The sequence below is a fragment of the Homoserinimonas sedimenticola genome, assembly GCF_026094475.1.
Classification (GTDB): Bacteria; Actinomycetota; Actinomycetes; order Actinomycetales; family Microbacteriaceae; genus Homoserinimonas; species Homoserinimonas sedimenticola.
Genome location: NZ_JAPELL010000002.1, coordinates 134,989 through 149,166 on the forward strand (window position 1 = coordinate 134,989; position 14,178 = coordinate 149,166).

Here is a 14,178-nt window from a genome sequence, read left to right on the forward strand (position 1 = left end):
GAACAAATACTCATCCGCAACGTAGCGTGGTGGAAGTTGGGTTCTCGAACTGATTCTAGTTCAGTTGTTCTTGGTTCGAGTCCAGGCGCTCCAGCAAGACAGATAGGCTTGGAAGTCAGCAGCAAAGGACACCGTGGCTCTTGCGTCATCCGGCGCAGATTGGCAGGTCCCCTTAAAGGCCCCTCCGTGTCGCGCCGGGGATGTCGGCCAGCTCGGTCAAAATGATGCTATGCAATGGCGTTCCCGGCGATCAGACCCAGCAGAATTGGCGGTGCTCTATTCGGGCGTGCCTCCGTGGATGGAGCGTCCCCTTCTGAACTGGGTGAACGCGGCGATGAAGGCATACATCGGATATGGCCTAAGCTTCGACACACACCCCAACAAAGAGTTGCTGCAAGAGTTCGAGACGGCGACGCGACGGCACGCTTCCCTCCTCCGAGAACTCAGCTTGGGTGTCCCAGCTCTCTACAAGGCAATGGGCGTTGAGGAGTTCCTCGATTTTGTCGACTTCCTGGTGTTTCACATCGAGCGCCTCGGGTGGGAAGCTGCGCCGATCCTCGAGGGGCTGCGCGAGCTGCTTCAAAATGCCGGTTCGGAGTGGGCGCTCGGTACGCGCGGTGGCCACGCATCCTTGGAGAAGCGTGTTCCTGAGGGCGTCGTGCAGGCCGTGGATGGGACCGTCGCGCAGTCCGGATCGGCTGGACAGCTGCTTGCGGAGGCGTGGCACGCGGTGTTCGGACGCTCGCCCGACACCGAGGAGGCCTACGAGAAGGCGATTAAGGCGGTTGAAGAAGCAGGCGCTCACGTGGTGACGCCGAACAACAAGAAGGCGACCCTCGGCACGATGGTTCGTGACATGAAAGCACAAGGCGACTGGAAGCTTGACCTGCCCGCAGCGGATGCCGATGTGCCAGTGAGGATGGCCGATGCACTGTGGATCGGGCAGGAAAGTCGACATGGCGGGAATGGTTACCGCAAGCCCACGCAGGAGGAGGCGGAGGCCGCGGTGATGCTCGCCGTGCCCCTCGTACAATGGTTCACATCCGGCGCGCTGATGCGGCGTCCCTAACGGCGTATCACTTAAAAGCGACTTTTTCCGGATCTCGCGCTTCGGCGATGAGCGCTGACGACGTGATCGGCGATGCCAACGAGGGCAGCGATCGCGTGGCGACCGAGAAGCGTCTGCTTCAGTGCGCATACTGGAGGCATGGTCCACTCGACAACGCCCGTCGCAGGACTCCCGATGGATCTCAGCGATCCTGCACTCCGAAAGGGCGCAACTGGCAAGCTAGCTCGAGCATTGCAGCTCGCAAAGGATCTCCGGCGCGATATGGACGCATGGTGGGCTGTGAACCCCGTGAGACTCGAAGTGACGATTCGGGACGAACGCTTCATCGATATCCTTGCCGTCACAAGCCCCATTCCTCCGGTGGATGACTGGTATCACCGCTCTGCCGACATCATGCAGAACTTTCGCGACGCGCTGAATCGACTTACGTTCGCTGTGTCGTACCTCTATACCGCACCCGCCAAACCGCGTGATGCCTCGTTCCCAGTACGCCGCGACATCGACGGGTGGGAGATGTGGCGGAAGAAAAACAACAAGCTTCCGGACGAGTTGATGGCACGATTCCTTGCCTTCCAGCCCTATATCTCCGGACGTCCGTTCCTGTCCGCCCTTACGGACAGCAACAACATCGAGAAACACGAAGACGGGTTCCAGCTCTACATCTCGTTAGAGGAGCTGAAGGCTGATGGGATCTTCAACCTTGAGGGTCTCTGGGAAGACCGCGATCTGCAGGATCATGTAAAGCTCGCTGCGGGCGAAGCTCTCGACCTCGAGAGCGGCAGGCAACTCATCGGAACGATTGAAATGCCGACTCAAGTGCTCGATATGGGAGACCCCGGGCCCACAGCTGAATTCACCGTCACGCCGGTGATCCGATACGACGACGAGGAGATTCCAATCCTGCCTGCGATCGATCTCATCGGGCGCGAAGTGGCCTGGGCGATCGCCTACATCACAGGGGTCGTCGACAATTCCAAGACTCCGCCTGAACATCTCGAGCTCTAGACGTTTGAGACGCGGCAGGTCGCCATTCACCGCCGCTGTTGAACCGGTTACGAGATAGCGCGCGACTGACGCCCTCTGCAACGGCGAAATGAACTTACTCCAAAACGGACCGTGGTGGAGTTCCGCTTCAACGTCTAACATCAGCTTGGGGGGTTACTGCGGCGCCGCTCGGTGGGCACAATGACCGCATGCTGGCCGGACTTGCAGATGTGACCGGAGCCGCGCTGGGCGGATTCGTCTCTTTGCTCCGGCGCCTAATAGGGAAGCTGAGGTCCGCGACATCTTGACTAAGGCTGCGACTCGTCCGAACATCGGGGTGGCGCTCCTGCGGGCCGGACAGTCGGCTGGTGGCGTCGACGAGTTGCCGGTTCCTGAACGTGCCGATAGCGCTCGCGCGGTTGACTTCTCGTGATCGTCCTTGACTCCGACGTCGTGTCCGAGGTGCTCAAGCCTCAGCCCGACGCGCGCGTCGTCGCTTGGCTGGAGTCGCTCACCGACGACGTGGCAATCACTGCCGTCACCTTCGCTGAGCTCCTGGCCAGTCTCCGTAGACTCCCTGATGGTAGGCGGAAGGAAGATTTCACGTCCCGCGTCGAAGCCGCCATCCGACCTTATCTCGACACTGGTGCGATCATCCCTTTTGACGCCGCAGCGGCTTCTCGCTACGCCGACATCCTTTCCGTGCGAGAAGCTAAGGGTCTGCCGATTACGACCGGCGATGCACAGATCGCGGCCATCTGCCGGTCGAGGGATGCGATCTGCGCGACACGGAACACGAAGAACTTCATTCACGCGGGAGTTGCGCTAATCAACCCATGGGCCGGCGAGGAACAGCTGTCATCGCCATGATGGCTTCCAGCGTTGCCTTCGACATGTCCGGACTCGCGGCCCTGCTGACGTGACAAGATCACCGCTGAGACGATCGTTCCGCCACGTCTAGGCACAACCGTGCAATACTGCAACGACGCCGCACCGGCGCACGCAAATTCAAGGGGGAGTTGTGGCTGCTGACAAGAACTATGTCGTCATCCAGATCGTGCTCAAGGAGAAGTTCCTCGGCACTGGGTCTGGAAACTTGACCGAGCTGGAGCAGGCGATCAACGCCCAGGCAGCGCTGGGTTACCGACTGCACACGATCACGACGGCGTCTTCCGGCAGTAAAGGTCTCGGTGGCGGCGACCGCATCCAGGCCACGATGGTCTTCGAACGGCTCTAGGGCCAGCTCGCACACGCGGGCGTCTATTTCGACGACGCAAGGTCGTGCGGTCGGTCAATAATCCCAGCGTGACGTGTACCTCGGCTTTGGGTGCGATTCGGCGGGAGTCAAATTCCCAGCCGTCCTTAGACGTATTCACCTCGAGAAGTCGCTAGCCTCCGCGAACTTGCGAAGCGAGCCCGAGCAGATTGAGGACGGTGCCCCTCGCGGCTAGACCGCGAGGTCATGGACTGAAGCTTGAGCAAGACGTCAGGGCGTGCAGAACGCGCACAATGAGCAACCGATTGAGCCCTTTCAGGGGCATACTCGAGCCATGACCAGGGTCCGGAAGCTGCCCGTTTCATACTGGCTGATGCTCTCCGCCCTTGTCCTCGCGGGAGTTCTTTATACTGCGGATCTCCTGCTGGGCTGGGGTCTCAAAGGGATCGGTCTCATCCTGGGGCTTCTCACGATGGGGGCAGGAGTCTACGTATTGCGGATGATGTGGAAGCAGGCGGATGCTGCCACTCCCGAGGCACGCGGTGACGACGACACGCTCTCGCGGCGGTGACCATGCAGATGCAACTGCGACCTTCAGGCGCCCTAAGGTCGTCCCATGGATGTCTCCTGCGGGGAGTCGCTGCTTGCTGATCTCAGAGCATTAGTAGACGAGTTCGGGTGGGCCGTCCGCCATGTGCTCGCGGACGGCGCGGCCGAGCAACCGTCGTTCTCCTACACGGTCAGGCTCACATTGCGCGGTTGGCCCGAGCTGGTGATCGTGGGTCTGCCGAGTGATGTTACCCACGCCTTCCTCGCGACAGCGGTGGATGCGCTGATGACTGGGGCCCGCTTCTTCCCCGGCTTGCGCACGACGGCGCTTACGGAATCCGGGGACGTCATGTTCATTGCGGCCGAGGATGTGAGCGGCATGACGGCGGCAGGATACATAGTCGGCGAGTTCCGCGCACTTCAACTCGTATGGCCGGACTCAAAAGGCACGTACCCGTGGGAAGAAGGGCATCGCAACGTTGAAAACGCGCAACCACTCCTAGGTCCGATTCCTACCGTCGGTCAGTTCAGTCCTGATGATCCGTAGCGCCTCCTTCGAAAGACGAAGGCATACTTCTCATGTGCAGACATTGCCGCGGTCGGATAGTTCCCTTCTTGTGAGATCCGCGCCCTCAAGCTCGCCGCAATGGAAACAGCTGGTTTCCGCGTTGCAGCGCGAGAACGCGGACGGTTTTCGTGCCTACGTCGTGCCGGTCGATGATCCACGCTGGTACCGGCTCTCGGTTGACGCGCTCCGCGCGTCCGTGCCGGTGACTGAGGCCCAGGTCTTGTTCGTCGCGGACGAACTCACCCTTGCTGCACCCGAGTTCCCGGTGCTAGCTATTGACTTGCGAGGCAGTGGACGAGCATTCAGATGCATTGCGACCGAACTCTGGTCTGTAGAGAACAACCTCAATCTCGCGAACATGGGCTGGCAAGAGTTCGCTGCTCTCGTCGACTCGCAGGGCGTATACCGCGGGCTCAACGGATAGCTCTCAACACCTCGTCGCCCCCGAAGAGGGTTCGCGGCACCCGACGTTTTGGGCGCGGCGAGGAGCTTTCGGGTGCGCCGAGTTGCAACAGCCCTCTCAGCAACGGGAACCCCGCGGACGGCTACTTAGGCGACGCGAGCTCCTCGCGCAGCCGCGGCTCGACACGGTGTTCGGGGCGCACGCCCGCCTTGTCTGCGTAGAAGGCGCGGATGCGGTCCATGTCGTGTGACACGTCCCCGGTGAGTTCAAAGGTGGGACCGAGCCCGGAGGTTTTGGTGGTGCGGTCGACGTAGCCGAGCGTGACGGGCATGTCGGCCTCGCGGGCGATGCGGTAGAAGCCGGACTTCCAGTGCGTGTGGCCGGAGCGGGTGCCGTCGGGGGTGACGACGAGCCCGAAGACCTCACCCGAGCGGATGCGCTCGACCACCTCCGAGACGACGGCGCTCGGAGCATCCCGGTCGACGGGGATGCCGCCGAGACCGCGCATGATCGGCCCTCGCCAACCGCGGAAGAGGCTATTCTTGCCCAGCCAGCGGAAGTGCAGGTCGAGCCGCCACGCGATGCCGAGCATGAAGACGAAGTCCCAGTTCGACGTGTGCGGTGCACCGATGAGCACGGTGGGGCGGTCGGGAGCGGGCTCGGTCACGAGACGCCATCCGCTGAAAAACCAAAAAATGCGGGCGACGAGACGTCGAAGGAACATGCTTCAAGGTTATGCCGTCCAGCGAGATGCCCATGCCGCAGGAAGCTGCGCTTCACCGTGTGAGTCGACGGTAGGAACGATGACGTGATGATCCTCGGCATCAGCGAGAAGGCGGCGCTCACCCCTGCGGGAGGCAAGGACGGGCGCTTGGTCACGGCGGCGTGGTACTTCGACGGCCTCGACGACACAACCGAGAAGCGCGTCGCAGAGACCGTGCGCTCCGCGATCGCGTAGCCCGCAGCATCCGCCAAGCTCTCGCTAATGAGCCGTTTTCGGCGGTATGAGCGTGCCGCGGCGCGCTCATAGCGCCGAAATCCGATCATTCGGGAGAAGAACTAGGCATCCGCCCCAGGAACTGCCGCGGGTCGAGCGCCGGTCGCTTCGACTCCCGCAGCTTGACCCGGAACGACTCTTCGATGTTGCCCACGTAGAGCCAGCCCATGAGGAGTTCGTCGTCGCGGAGCCCGTGCGCTGCCCTGACGGATGCCGCGTTCGCGAGCATCCCCGTGCGCCACATGACCCCCCAGCCGGCACCCCAGAGCGCGAGTTCGAGCAGGTGGCCGGCGCCCGCAGCGACCGCGTGCTGCTCCCACACCGGGACATCCGGATGCTCCTTCGGGCTGGCGACGACCGCGATCAGCAGTTCGGCGCGGAACGGCTTCGTGTTGTATTCGCCCGGCTCACGCGTCACTCCCGCCGCTTCGTCGAGGGCGGTGGCGAGTCGCATTCGGTCGTCGCCGCGAAGCGTGATGAGCCGCCAGGGGCGCAGGGCCTTGTGGTCGGCCACGTGGGTGACGGCGGCGAGGAGCTCGGCGAGCTGGGCATCCGTGGGGGTCTCGGGGCCCACCTTCGAGACCGAGCGCCGCGCTGCCATGGCCGAGAGGACGGGGTTCGAGGGGAACGTCATCCGCCCATTCTCCCCGGGTGAGGCAAGGCGGGGCTTACTGGCGGGGGAGCGGGGCCGCGCATACCGTTCCCCTGTGGGCAAGATCGAGGGTCTCTACTCCGCGCTCATGAAGCGCAACGAGGAGGCCGAGGAGGAGCTTCCGGGCGACGTGCGGCGGAATGTCGCGCCCAACGGTCTGCGCCAGGTGCTCGCGCTGGCATTGCAGTCGTCCGGCGATCAGACGGTCAATGCCTCCACCGTGCTGCCATGGCTCTTCGCGGTGCTCGGGGTGCCGACCGCCCTCACGGGGGTGCTCGTGCCCATCCGGGAGTCCGGCTCAATGCTGCCGCAGGCGTTCCTCACGCCGCTCGTGCTGCGCATCCGTCGCCGCAAGTGGGTCTTCGTGGCGGGCGCGCTCGTGCAGGCGAGCGCCGTCGCCGCGATGGCGCTGACGGCCGCGCTGGGGGAGGGGCTCGCTGCGGGCATCGTGATCGTCGCCGCGCTCGCCGTGTTCTCGCTCGGGCGCTGCCTCTGCTCGATCTCCTCGAAGGACGTGCAGGGGCGCACGGTGCCCAAGGGCGAGCGCGGCCAGATCAACGGCATCGCGACCGCGACGGCCGGCCTTGTTGCGATCACCCTCGGTGTGGCGATCCGCGTGCTCGGCGGCGGCGACCTGTCCGCGGCCCAGCTCGCCTGGCTGCTGGCGGGCGGGGCAGCGCTGTGGGTGTGCGTGGCACTCGTGTATACCAGCATCCGTGAACCTGCGGATGACCCGGCACAGGCCGACGAGACGCCGCGCGAGACTGCCTGGTTGCGGCAGATGGTGCAGCTGTTTCGCGATGATCGCGCATTCCGCTGGTTCGTCACGGTGCGCAGCCTTCTGCTCGTCTCGGCGCTGAGCCCGCCCTTCATCGTGACGCTCTCGATCCAGTCCGGCTCCGACAGTCTTGCGGGGCTCGGCGGCTTCATCATCGCGTCGGGGCTCGCCGCGCTGCTCGGCGGGCGTCTCTTCGGTCGCCTCGCCGACAGGTCGAGCAGGCGTCTGATGAGCGTCGGCGCCGGTGTCGCCTCGGGGGTCATCGTGCTTACGGTCGTGATCGCCGCGGTTCCCGGCTTCACGGGCGAGGGTTGGCCGGGCGCGCTGCTGTTCATCGGCAGCTACTTTCTGCTCACCCTCATGCACACGGGCGTGCGGGTGGCGCGCAAGACCTACATCGTCGATATGGCGGAGGGCGACCTGCGCACGCAGTACACGGCCGTCTCCAACACGGCCATGGGAGTCATCCTGCTCGTGGCGGGGGGAATCACCTCGCTGCTGGCCCTCGCGCACGTGTTCTGGGCGCTGCTGTTCCTTGCCGCGCTCGGCGTCGTGGGCGTCTTCGCGGGGGTGCGCCTGCCCGAGGTGTCGCGGGGCTAGCCCGGACGCCGCTCGGCTCGGTCCTGATGTGCGGTCGTCCACAGGATGCTCACGAGCAGCACCAGCTCGAAGGCATTCGTGACAGCCCCGCTCTCGACGGGGATCGGCGCGGCCATACCGATCACCATGATGAGGGTGCCGATGAAGAGCACGGGCCACTTCTGCGCGACCCACACCACAATTCCCGCGCCAAAGAGTGCCGCCGCGACGAACAGCACCATGAGGGGAGGGCCGGCGGCTTCCGTGGAGCTGTAGCTGAGCACGCCGTACTCCGTTCCCGGCTCGATGCTCAGGCCTGCCAGCACGGTGACGTACTCGAGCACCATGAGCGCGAACGTGACGACGACGGCGATGACACCGGCGACCCGTGTGCGCGCCCATTTCGCGCCCGCGCGCCTGCAGGCATCCCACGCCCAGATGACGAGCAGCGGGGTGACGATCGCGTGGATCCAGAAGCGCGCGAAGTTGAGGCTCTCCAACAATGGCCCCTCCCCGATCCAGCGGCCCGAGGCTATGACCGCGTTGTCAAAGAGGAGACCGGCGACGACGAGCAGGGGGATGGCGGCGCCGTCGACTCGTCGCCGCCGTGCCGTGAGCGCGCATCCCCACGCAGAGAGGGCGAGGTAGGCCGCCGCGAAACCGAGAAAGAGGATGGTGTCCATCCTTCCCAGTGAATACCGGGCGACGGATGCTGCCAAGACTGCGCCGGTTCAGCTTCGATAGAGGCCGGTCACCAACTCGACCACTGCCGCGCTTTCCGCGGGCGTATCGGTCGCCGACCAGGCGAGGAAGACGGCGACGGCGGGCGCGTCCCGCACCGGCCGATAGACGACTCCGTGCCGCCGATACTGCTCCGTGGTCGCCTCGGTCGTGACGCCGCGCGCCGCGCCGCTACCGATGTAGGTGAGCCAGTCGTCGACGTCGTTGATCACGACCGTTTCTGCGGGTCGGGCGTCGTCAGGCCACAGATCGAGGCGGGTGCTGCCGGTTCGGAGGTCGATCGCGAGGGGAGCGGATGCGATCTGCCGCAGTGTGACGGTGCGCCGCGCGGCGAGTGGGTCGTCGGCCGCCAGTGCGCAGTAGCGGCGTTCGACCCCGACCTGCACATGGTGGAGATCGGGCCCTTCGGGTTTCCTCCGCATGATGGCGAAGTCGCTCGTGCCCTCCGCGATGCCCGCCGTCGCCGAGTTGACACGGGCGAGCCGAAGCTCTGTGGTGGGGAACACGCTCGGCCATAGTTTCTGCAGCTCGTTGGTGTGAGAGCCGAGGGCCGACCACGCGTAGCCGATGCGCACAAGGTCGCGCCCGCCGTGGGCCTCCCGCTCCAGGTCGGCGGCGGTGGCGAGCATCCGTCTGGCGCTTTTCAACACCCGGTCGCCCGTCGGGGTAAGGCGGACGCTGCGGGTGCTCCGTTCGAGCAGGCGGCTGCCGAGCGCCGTTTCGAGTGCGGCGACAGCGCGGGAGACGGCCGCCTGCGACGAGCCGAGTTCGATCGCCGCGTCCGTGAAGGTTCCCGCGTCGACGACCGCAACGAAGGCGCGCACCTGCCGCAGTTCCCATTCCATGCCCCCATCGTATTCATGCGTAAAGCGCATGAATACCGGGATTCATGCATTATGCGGATGCTTCGCCCTCCCGCAGACTCGACGCATGAGCATCCTCGGCCGCCCGCGCGCAGCGCCCGTTCGTGCGCGCGCCGCCGGCGCTGCGATCGCCCTCGGGGGTGCCTTCTCCAACCAGCTGGGGGCCGCCACCGGCTCCCTCGCCTTCGCCGCTATGGGCCCGCTCGGCGTTGTCGCGGTGCGCCAGTTCGTGGGAACGGCGATTCTGCTGCCGACCGTTCGCCCGCGCATCCGCCACCTCACTCGCCGCGAATGGTGGCCGGTGTTGGCGCTTGCCGCGATCTTCGGCACCATGAACCTCAGCCTCTACGCGGCGGTCGAACGCATCGGGCTGGGTCTCGCGGTGACGCTCGAGTTCCTGGGGCCGCTCGCGGTCGCGGTCGTCGCGTCCCGCTCGAGGTGGGGCGTTGTCTGCGGCGGGCTCGCGGCACTCGGCGTCGTGGCGATCATGCGGCCCGAGGCATCCACCGACTACATCGGCATCGGGCTCGCCCTGATCGCGGCGTGTAGCTGGGGCGCCTACATCCTCGTCAATCGCACCGTGGGCGAGCGCATCCCAGGTGTCGAGGGCACGGCGCTGGCGACGAGCGTCTCGGCTCTGCTCTTCACGCCGATCGGTATCGCCGTGCTCATCGCGCGCGAACCCGAGCCCATCTGGCTTCTGTGCGCGGCGGCGGCCGGCCTCTTCGCGACGGTCGTGCCGTACGCCGCCGACATGGTTGCGCTGCGGCGCATCCCGCCCGCGCTGTTCGGCCTTCTCATGAGCATGCACCCTGTCTTCGCTGCCTCGATCGGCGCCGTCATGCTCGGCGAGGCGCTCGGTCTGCTCTCCTGGTTCGGTATCGTCCTCATCGTCACGGCGAACATCCTGATGCTCGCGGTCCAGGCCCGAGCCGGTCGCCGCCTGCCTCGGGCCACCGAGCAGCCCCCTGCCGCCTGACGAGGGGCGGATGCTACGGTGTCAGTCCTGCGAGCGGGGGCGCCGCAGCATCCCGCCGATCCCGATGCCGGCGACGAGCAGGCCTGTCGCGCCGACGATGACACCGGCGACACCCCGGGCTGACAGCGGGGGACGTGCGGGGAACACCTCTCCCGTGCGTTCGGCGTAGGCGAACCAGCCGTAGGTGGTCTCGGCGCCCGGCCCGAAGGTGAGGGCGGTCCCCGTCACGATCGCGAGCAGGCCGAGCAAAAACGTCCACTGCGTGTGGCGCTTGCGGAAGAGGGCGACGCCGCCCCCCAGCAACAGCATGGCGGCGACGACGGCGAACGGGATTGCGAGCTCGGTACCCACCGCGTCATTGCAGTGCTCGGCGGTCGCGCAGGAGAGTGGCAGCATCCTTTCCATCCGTCGATTCAACCATTTGTAGAATCGAGGGCAGAGCGATCACCCCGCTCCCGGACGAGGGATCAGTACCCGGAACGCGACAAGACTGGCCACTGGGAGCAGTCATGTATTGGGTCGTCCTCGTCATTTCCGGCATCCTCGAGGCGGTGTGGGCGACCGCGCTTGGCCGTTCGGAGGGTTTCACGCGGCTCTGGCCGTCAATAGTGTTCGGCGTCGCCCTTGTGCTCAGCATGGGCGGACTCGCGTACGCCATGCGGGGCATTCCCGTCGGCACCGCATACGCCGTCTGGGTGGGGATCGGTGCCGCGCTGACGGTCGGCTACGCGATGTTCTCGGGCGAGGAGGCGCTGTCCCTCGTCAAGGTCCTGCTCATCCTGGGGCTGGTCGGATGCATCGTGGGCCTCAAACTCGTGGGCGGCGAGCACTGACTCTTACTACAGCGCCCGCCGCATGAGGATCCGAGGGAATCCGCCGGCGATCGCATCCGTGTCAGCGGCCTTGGTGAAGCCGGCCTGCTCGAACCAGCGGCGGGTGCCGACGAACGCCATGGTGGCATCGACGCGGTGCTCGCCGTTGTCGACAGGGTAGCTCTCGACCGCGGGCGCCCCGCGCGAGCTCGCGTAGTCGACCGCTCCCTCGATGAGAGCGCTCGTGATCCCCTGCCTGCGGAATCCGGGCCGCACGCGGATGCACCACAGCGTCCAGACGGGCAGATCGTCGATGTGGGGGATCTTGCGCGAGTGCGCGAAGGGGTGCAGCTCGCTGCGGGGCGCGATCCCGGCCCAGCCGACGACCTCGCCGTCGCGATAGGCGAGGACGCCCGGTGCGAGCTCGCGCGAGCACAGTTCACGCACCTTTTCGGCACGCGCAGTGCCCTGCAGGTCCCGGTTCTCCTTCGAGCTGAGGCGCCACGATAGGCACCAGCAGACGGAGGACTCCGGCTTCTTCGGCGCAAACATGGTCGCAACGTCCTCAAAGCTGTGGGCGGGTTTTACCTCGATCGTCATGTCGGCCTCCTCGTTCGCCGTCACAGTACTTCCCACCACCGACGGCGCCCAGATCACATCCGCATCGCTGTGGAAAGATGGCGCCATGGGTCCAGACACCGCCGGCATCGCAGACCTTGCGCGTCGCAATCATGTGACAGACACTGGGCGGCATGAGGCGCCCGCGATCGTCTTCGGGCACGGTTTCGGCACAAGCCAGCGCATGTGGCGCTTTGTTGCGCCACGCTTCGAGGAGGACTTCCGCGTGGTGCTCTTCGACCTCGTGGGTTCCGGCGATTCGGATGTCGCAGCCTACGACCGCGCCCGCTACGACTCCCTCCATGGCTACGCGGCGGATCTGGTCGAGCTGCTCGATGCGATGAACCTCGACAACGTCGTCTTCGTGGGGCACTCCGTGAGCGGCATGATCGGGGCGCTCGCCTCGATCAGGCGTCCGGATCTCTTCTCGCGGCTCGTGCTCGTGGGCGCGTCGCCCCGCTATGTGAATGAGGGCGACTACGTGGGCGGGCTCGAGCCAGGCGATGTCGACAGCCTCCTCGACGCCATCGACTCCAACTTTCTGGCGTGGGCGGATGCCGCGGCGCACACTCTGATCCATGACCCCGAGCGGCCAGCGCTCACGAGTGAACTCGCGGAGAGTTTCAAGGCCACCGACACGGCGATCGCCCGGCATTTCGCCCGCGTGACCTACCTCTCGGATCACCGGGCGATCCTGCCGCGTGTCTCGGTTCCGACGCTCATTGTGCAGTCCGATGACGACGCGGTCGCTCCCGTCGTGGTCGGCGAATTCCTGGCGAAGCACATCCCGGAGAGCGAGCTGGTGGTGCTGCGCGAGGGCGGCCACTACGCCCATCTGGTCAATCCTGAGGAGTTGACCGGGCGCATCCGCGAGTTCCTCGCGTGACCGCCGACTGGGAATCGCTCTTCAGGTCAGCTCCGTGCGGCCTGCTCGCGGCGACGGAGACGGGACGCATCACGGCGGCAAACGACACCTACGCTCAGTGGTCGGGCAGGGAGCAGGGGGGTGTTGGTGACTATCTCGTCGATCATCTGACCCCCGGCACTCGTCTCTTCTTCGAGTCTCGCCTCATGCCGACGCTGCGCGAGCAGGGCGAGGTGCGCGAGGCTGCGCTGGAACTTCGGCGGCCGGACGGCTCCGTGCTTCCCATCTTCGTCAACATCGCCGTGAGGGGCGCCGGGTCAGCCCTGAGCGTTGCGGTGTTCGATGCGAGTTCGCGGCAGGGTTTTGAACGTGCTCTCCTCGTCGCGCGTCGCAACGCTGAGGATTCCGCGGAGCGCCTCGGGGTTCTCCAACGCGCCTCCTTCGACTTCGCGAGCTCGTCCAGCCGCGACGAGCTCAGCAGTGCGGCGATCACGGCGGCTCGTCGTGCGACGGATGCCTCATGGGTGAGCGTTCTCGCCCTCGACGAGTCCTTCCAGCTCTGGGCGGGAGAGCATCCGCTCGACACTGACACACTGCACCTTCCCGGCTCGCCCGAGGCTGAGGCGATCGAGACGGCGGCCCCGGTGATCTGCCGCACGCCGGCGGAGATCTCCGAGCGCTTCCCGCGGGCAGCTGAGGCGCTGGCCGATGCGAACGTCGAGTCGCTGTGTGTGATCCCGGGTCTCTATGAGGGCCGCGCGGGCGGTGTGCTCTTCTGCGGCTTCTCACGACCTCGCACGATCGACGATGCGATGGTGGACACGCTTTCGGCGATCGTCGTGCAGGCGCTGCTCGTCTACCAGGGGGTCGTGCTGCGCGAAGAGCTCATGCGGCTGGCGCTCCACGATTCGCTCACGGGCCTGCCGAACCGCGCCCAGTCTCTCGAGCGACTCGAGCAGATGATGGCGGCCGCCGACAGGCATGAGCGTGATGTCGCCGTGCTGTTCCTCGACCTCGACGGCTTCAAGGCCATCAACGACTCGTTGGGGCACGCGGCGGGCGACGACGTGCTGCGTCAGACCGCCGAGCGGCTGCGGGGCGCCGTGCGGAACGGTGATGTCGTGGCGAGGTTGGGCGGCGATGAGTTCATCGTCCTCTGCGACGACATCGGCGAGTCCGATGTGCACGGTCTCGCCGCGCGCATTCAACGGTCGGTACGGGAGCCCCTCGCGGGCATCCCGCCGGAACTCAGCGTTTCGGCGAGTATCGGCATCTCGATGAGGCATCCTTCGCTCGGCGCGGTACCTGCTGAGCGGATGCTCGACGAGGCGGATGCTGCCATGTATGAGTCCAAGCGCTCGGGCAAGGCCCGCACGACCCTCGTTGTGGTCGACGCCACCTGAGGGAGTCAGATCCCTGCCGTCAGGGCCGCTTGAAGCGAGGGTAATCGCGCCACCCGCGCCGCCCCGGCGGTAGGCTCGAGTGGCCCGCCTATCACTGTCGAG

General features: G+C 65.8%; 19 protein-coding genes and 1 riboswitch. Of the genes, 13 read left to right on the forward strand and 6 right to left on the reverse strand.

Going from position 1 to position 14,178, the window contains the following annotated elements:
* Positions 1–229: 229 nt before the first annotated feature.
* The 7 genes from OH146_RS11845 (at position 230) to OH146_RS11875 (ending at position 4,810) form a co-directional block, all read left to right on the forward strand.
* Positions 230–1,069 carry a hypothetical protein gene (locus tag OH146_RS11845; protein WP_265161046.1) on the forward strand — a complete coding sequence of 280 codons (840 nt, stop codon included), beginning with the start codon at positions 230–232 and terminating at the stop codon, positions 1,067–1,069.
* Between the two features lie 138 nt (positions 1,070–1,207).
* The gene (locus OH146_RS11850; protein WP_265161048.1) at positions 1,208–2,074 is read left to right on the forward strand and encodes a hypothetical protein; all 867 of its coding nucleotides are present in this window, start codon (positions 1,208–1,210) and stop codon (positions 2,072–2,074) included.
* Between the two features lie 408 nt (positions 2,075–2,482).
* Positions 2,483–2,923 carry a type II toxin-antitoxin system VapC family toxin gene (locus OH146_RS11855; RefSeq protein ID WP_265161050.1) on the forward strand — a complete coding sequence of 147 codons (441 nt, stop codon included), beginning with the start codon at positions 2,483–2,485 and terminating at the stop codon, positions 2,921–2,923.
* Between the two features lie 151 nt (positions 2,924–3,074).
* Complete coding sequence (locus OH146_RS11860) at positions 3,075–3,290, forward strand: DUF4177 domain-containing protein (protein WP_265161052.1); 216 nt, start codon at positions 3,075–3,077, stop codon at positions 3,288–3,290.
* A 313-nt stretch (positions 3,291–3,603) separates the two neighbouring features.
* Positions 3,604–3,840 carry a hypothetical protein gene (locus tag OH146_RS11865; protein WP_265161055.1) on the forward strand — a complete coding sequence of 79 codons (237 nt, stop codon included), beginning with the start codon at positions 3,604–3,606 and terminating at the stop codon, positions 3,838–3,840.
* A gap of 45 nt (positions 3,841–3,885) precedes the next feature.
* Positions 3,886–4,365: a DUF4262 domain-containing protein gene (locus OH146_RS11870; protein ID WP_265161057.1), complete on the forward strand. Its 480-nt coding sequence runs from the start codon at positions 3,886–3,888 to the stop codon at positions 4,363–4,365.
* A 34-nt stretch (positions 4,366–4,399) separates the two neighbouring features.
* Positions 4,400–4,810, forward strand: a complete 411-nt coding sequence (locus OH146_RS11875; RefSeq protein ID WP_265161059.1) for a DUF6924 domain-containing protein — start codon at positions 4,400–4,402, stop codon at positions 4,808–4,810.
* A gap of 121 nt (positions 4,811–4,931) precedes the next feature.
* On the opposite strand, the gene OH146_RS11880 is transcribed toward OH146_RS11875, so the two are convergent.
* Positions 4,932–5,513 (reverse strand): 1-acyl-sn-glycerol-3-phosphate acyltransferase, encoded by a 582-nt coding sequence (locus OH146_RS11880; protein ID WP_265161061.1) that lies wholly within the window; start codon positions 5,511–5,513, stop codon positions 4,932–4,934.
* 84 nt (positions 5,514–5,597) lie between these two features.
* On the opposite strand from OH146_RS11880, the gene OH146_RS11885 reads away from it, so the two are divergent.
* Positions 5,598–5,747 carry a hypothetical protein gene (locus OH146_RS11885; protein ID WP_265161063.1) on the forward strand — a complete coding sequence of 50 codons (150 nt, stop codon included), beginning with the start codon at positions 5,598–5,600 and terminating at the stop codon, positions 5,745–5,747.
* Between the two features lie 85 nt (positions 5,748–5,832).
* Here the strand turns inward: OH146_RS11885 and OH146_RS11890 are convergent, their stop codons facing one another.
* Positions 5,833–6,420, reverse strand: a complete 588-nt coding sequence (locus OH146_RS11890) for a nitroreductase family protein (protein ID WP_265161064.1) — start codon at positions 6,418–6,420, stop codon at positions 5,833–5,835.
* Positions 6,421–6,493: 73 nt separating this feature from the next.
* On the opposite strand from OH146_RS11890, the gene OH146_RS11895 reads away from it, so the two are divergent.
* On the forward strand, positions 6,494–7,816 hold the full coding sequence (locus OH146_RS11895; protein WP_265161065.1) for an MFS transporter: 1,323 nt from the start codon (positions 6,494–6,496) through the stop codon (positions 7,814–7,816).
* Here OH146_RS11895 and OH146_RS11900 read toward each other — a convergent pair.
* Both OH146_RS11900 and OH146_RS11905 read right to left on the reverse strand, forming a co-directional pair.
* Entirely contained in the window at positions 7,813–8,478 is a 666-nt protein-coding gene (locus OH146_RS11900) for a hypothetical protein (RefSeq protein WP_265161068.1), read from the reverse strand. The two genes, OH146_RS11895 and OH146_RS11900, sit on opposite strands and share 4 nt — an antisense overlap.
* Positions 8,479–8,526: 48 nt before the next feature.
* Positions 8,527–9,381: a LysR family transcriptional regulator gene (locus OH146_RS11905; protein WP_265161071.1), complete on the reverse strand. Its 855-nt coding sequence runs from the start codon at positions 9,379–9,381 to the stop codon at positions 8,527–8,529.
* An 85-nt stretch (positions 9,382–9,466) separates the two neighbouring features.
* Between OH146_RS11905 and OH146_RS11910 the strand changes: the two genes are divergently transcribed.
* Positions 9,467–10,378 carry an EamA family transporter gene (locus OH146_RS11910; RefSeq protein ID WP_265161073.1) on the forward strand — a complete coding sequence of 304 codons (912 nt, stop codon included), beginning with the start codon at positions 9,467–9,469 and terminating at the stop codon, positions 10,376–10,378.
* A 21-nt stretch (positions 10,379–10,399) separates the two neighbouring features.
* Here the strand turns inward: OH146_RS11910 and OH146_RS11915 are convergent, their stop codons facing one another.
* Positions 10,400–10,783: a hypothetical protein gene (locus OH146_RS11915; protein ID WP_265161074.1), complete on the reverse strand. Its 384-nt coding sequence runs from the start codon at positions 10,781–10,783 to the stop codon at positions 10,400–10,402.
* Positions 10,784–10,813: 30 nt separating this feature from the next.
* Positions 10,814–10,877, forward strand: a riboswitch (guanidine-III (ykkC-III) riboswitch).
* Positions 10,878–10,887: 10 nt separating this feature from the next.
* Between OH146_RS11915 and OH146_RS11920 the strand changes: the two genes are divergently transcribed.
* The gene (locus OH146_RS11920; protein ID WP_265161077.1) at positions 10,888–11,211 is read left to right on the forward strand and encodes a DMT family transporter; all 324 of its coding nucleotides are present in this window, start codon (positions 10,888–10,890) and stop codon (positions 11,209–11,211) included.
* Positions 11,212–11,217: 6 nt separating this feature from the next.
* Here the strand turns inward: OH146_RS11920 and OH146_RS11925 are convergent, their stop codons facing one another.
* Complete coding sequence (locus OH146_RS11925; RefSeq protein WP_265161079.1) at positions 11,218–11,790, reverse strand: GNAT family N-acetyltransferase; 573 nt, start codon at positions 11,788–11,790, stop codon at positions 11,218–11,220.
* Positions 11,791–11,875: 85 nt separating this feature from the next.
* Here OH146_RS11925 and OH146_RS11930 point away from each other — a divergent pair, with 85 nt between their 5' ends.
* Positions 11,876–12,694 carry an alpha/beta fold hydrolase gene (locus OH146_RS11930; protein ID WP_265161082.1) on the forward strand — a complete coding sequence of 273 codons (819 nt, stop codon included), beginning with the start codon at positions 11,876–11,878 and terminating at the stop codon, positions 12,692–12,694.
* Positions 12,691–14,076 carry a diguanylate cyclase domain-containing protein gene (locus OH146_RS14030; RefSeq protein WP_265161085.1) on the forward strand — a complete coding sequence of 462 codons (1,386 nt, stop codon included), beginning with the start codon at positions 12,691–12,693 and terminating at the stop codon, positions 14,074–14,076. Before OH146_RS11930 ends, OH146_RS14030 begins: the two co-directional genes overlap by 4 nt.
* Positions 14,077–14,178 lie beyond the last annotated feature (102 nt).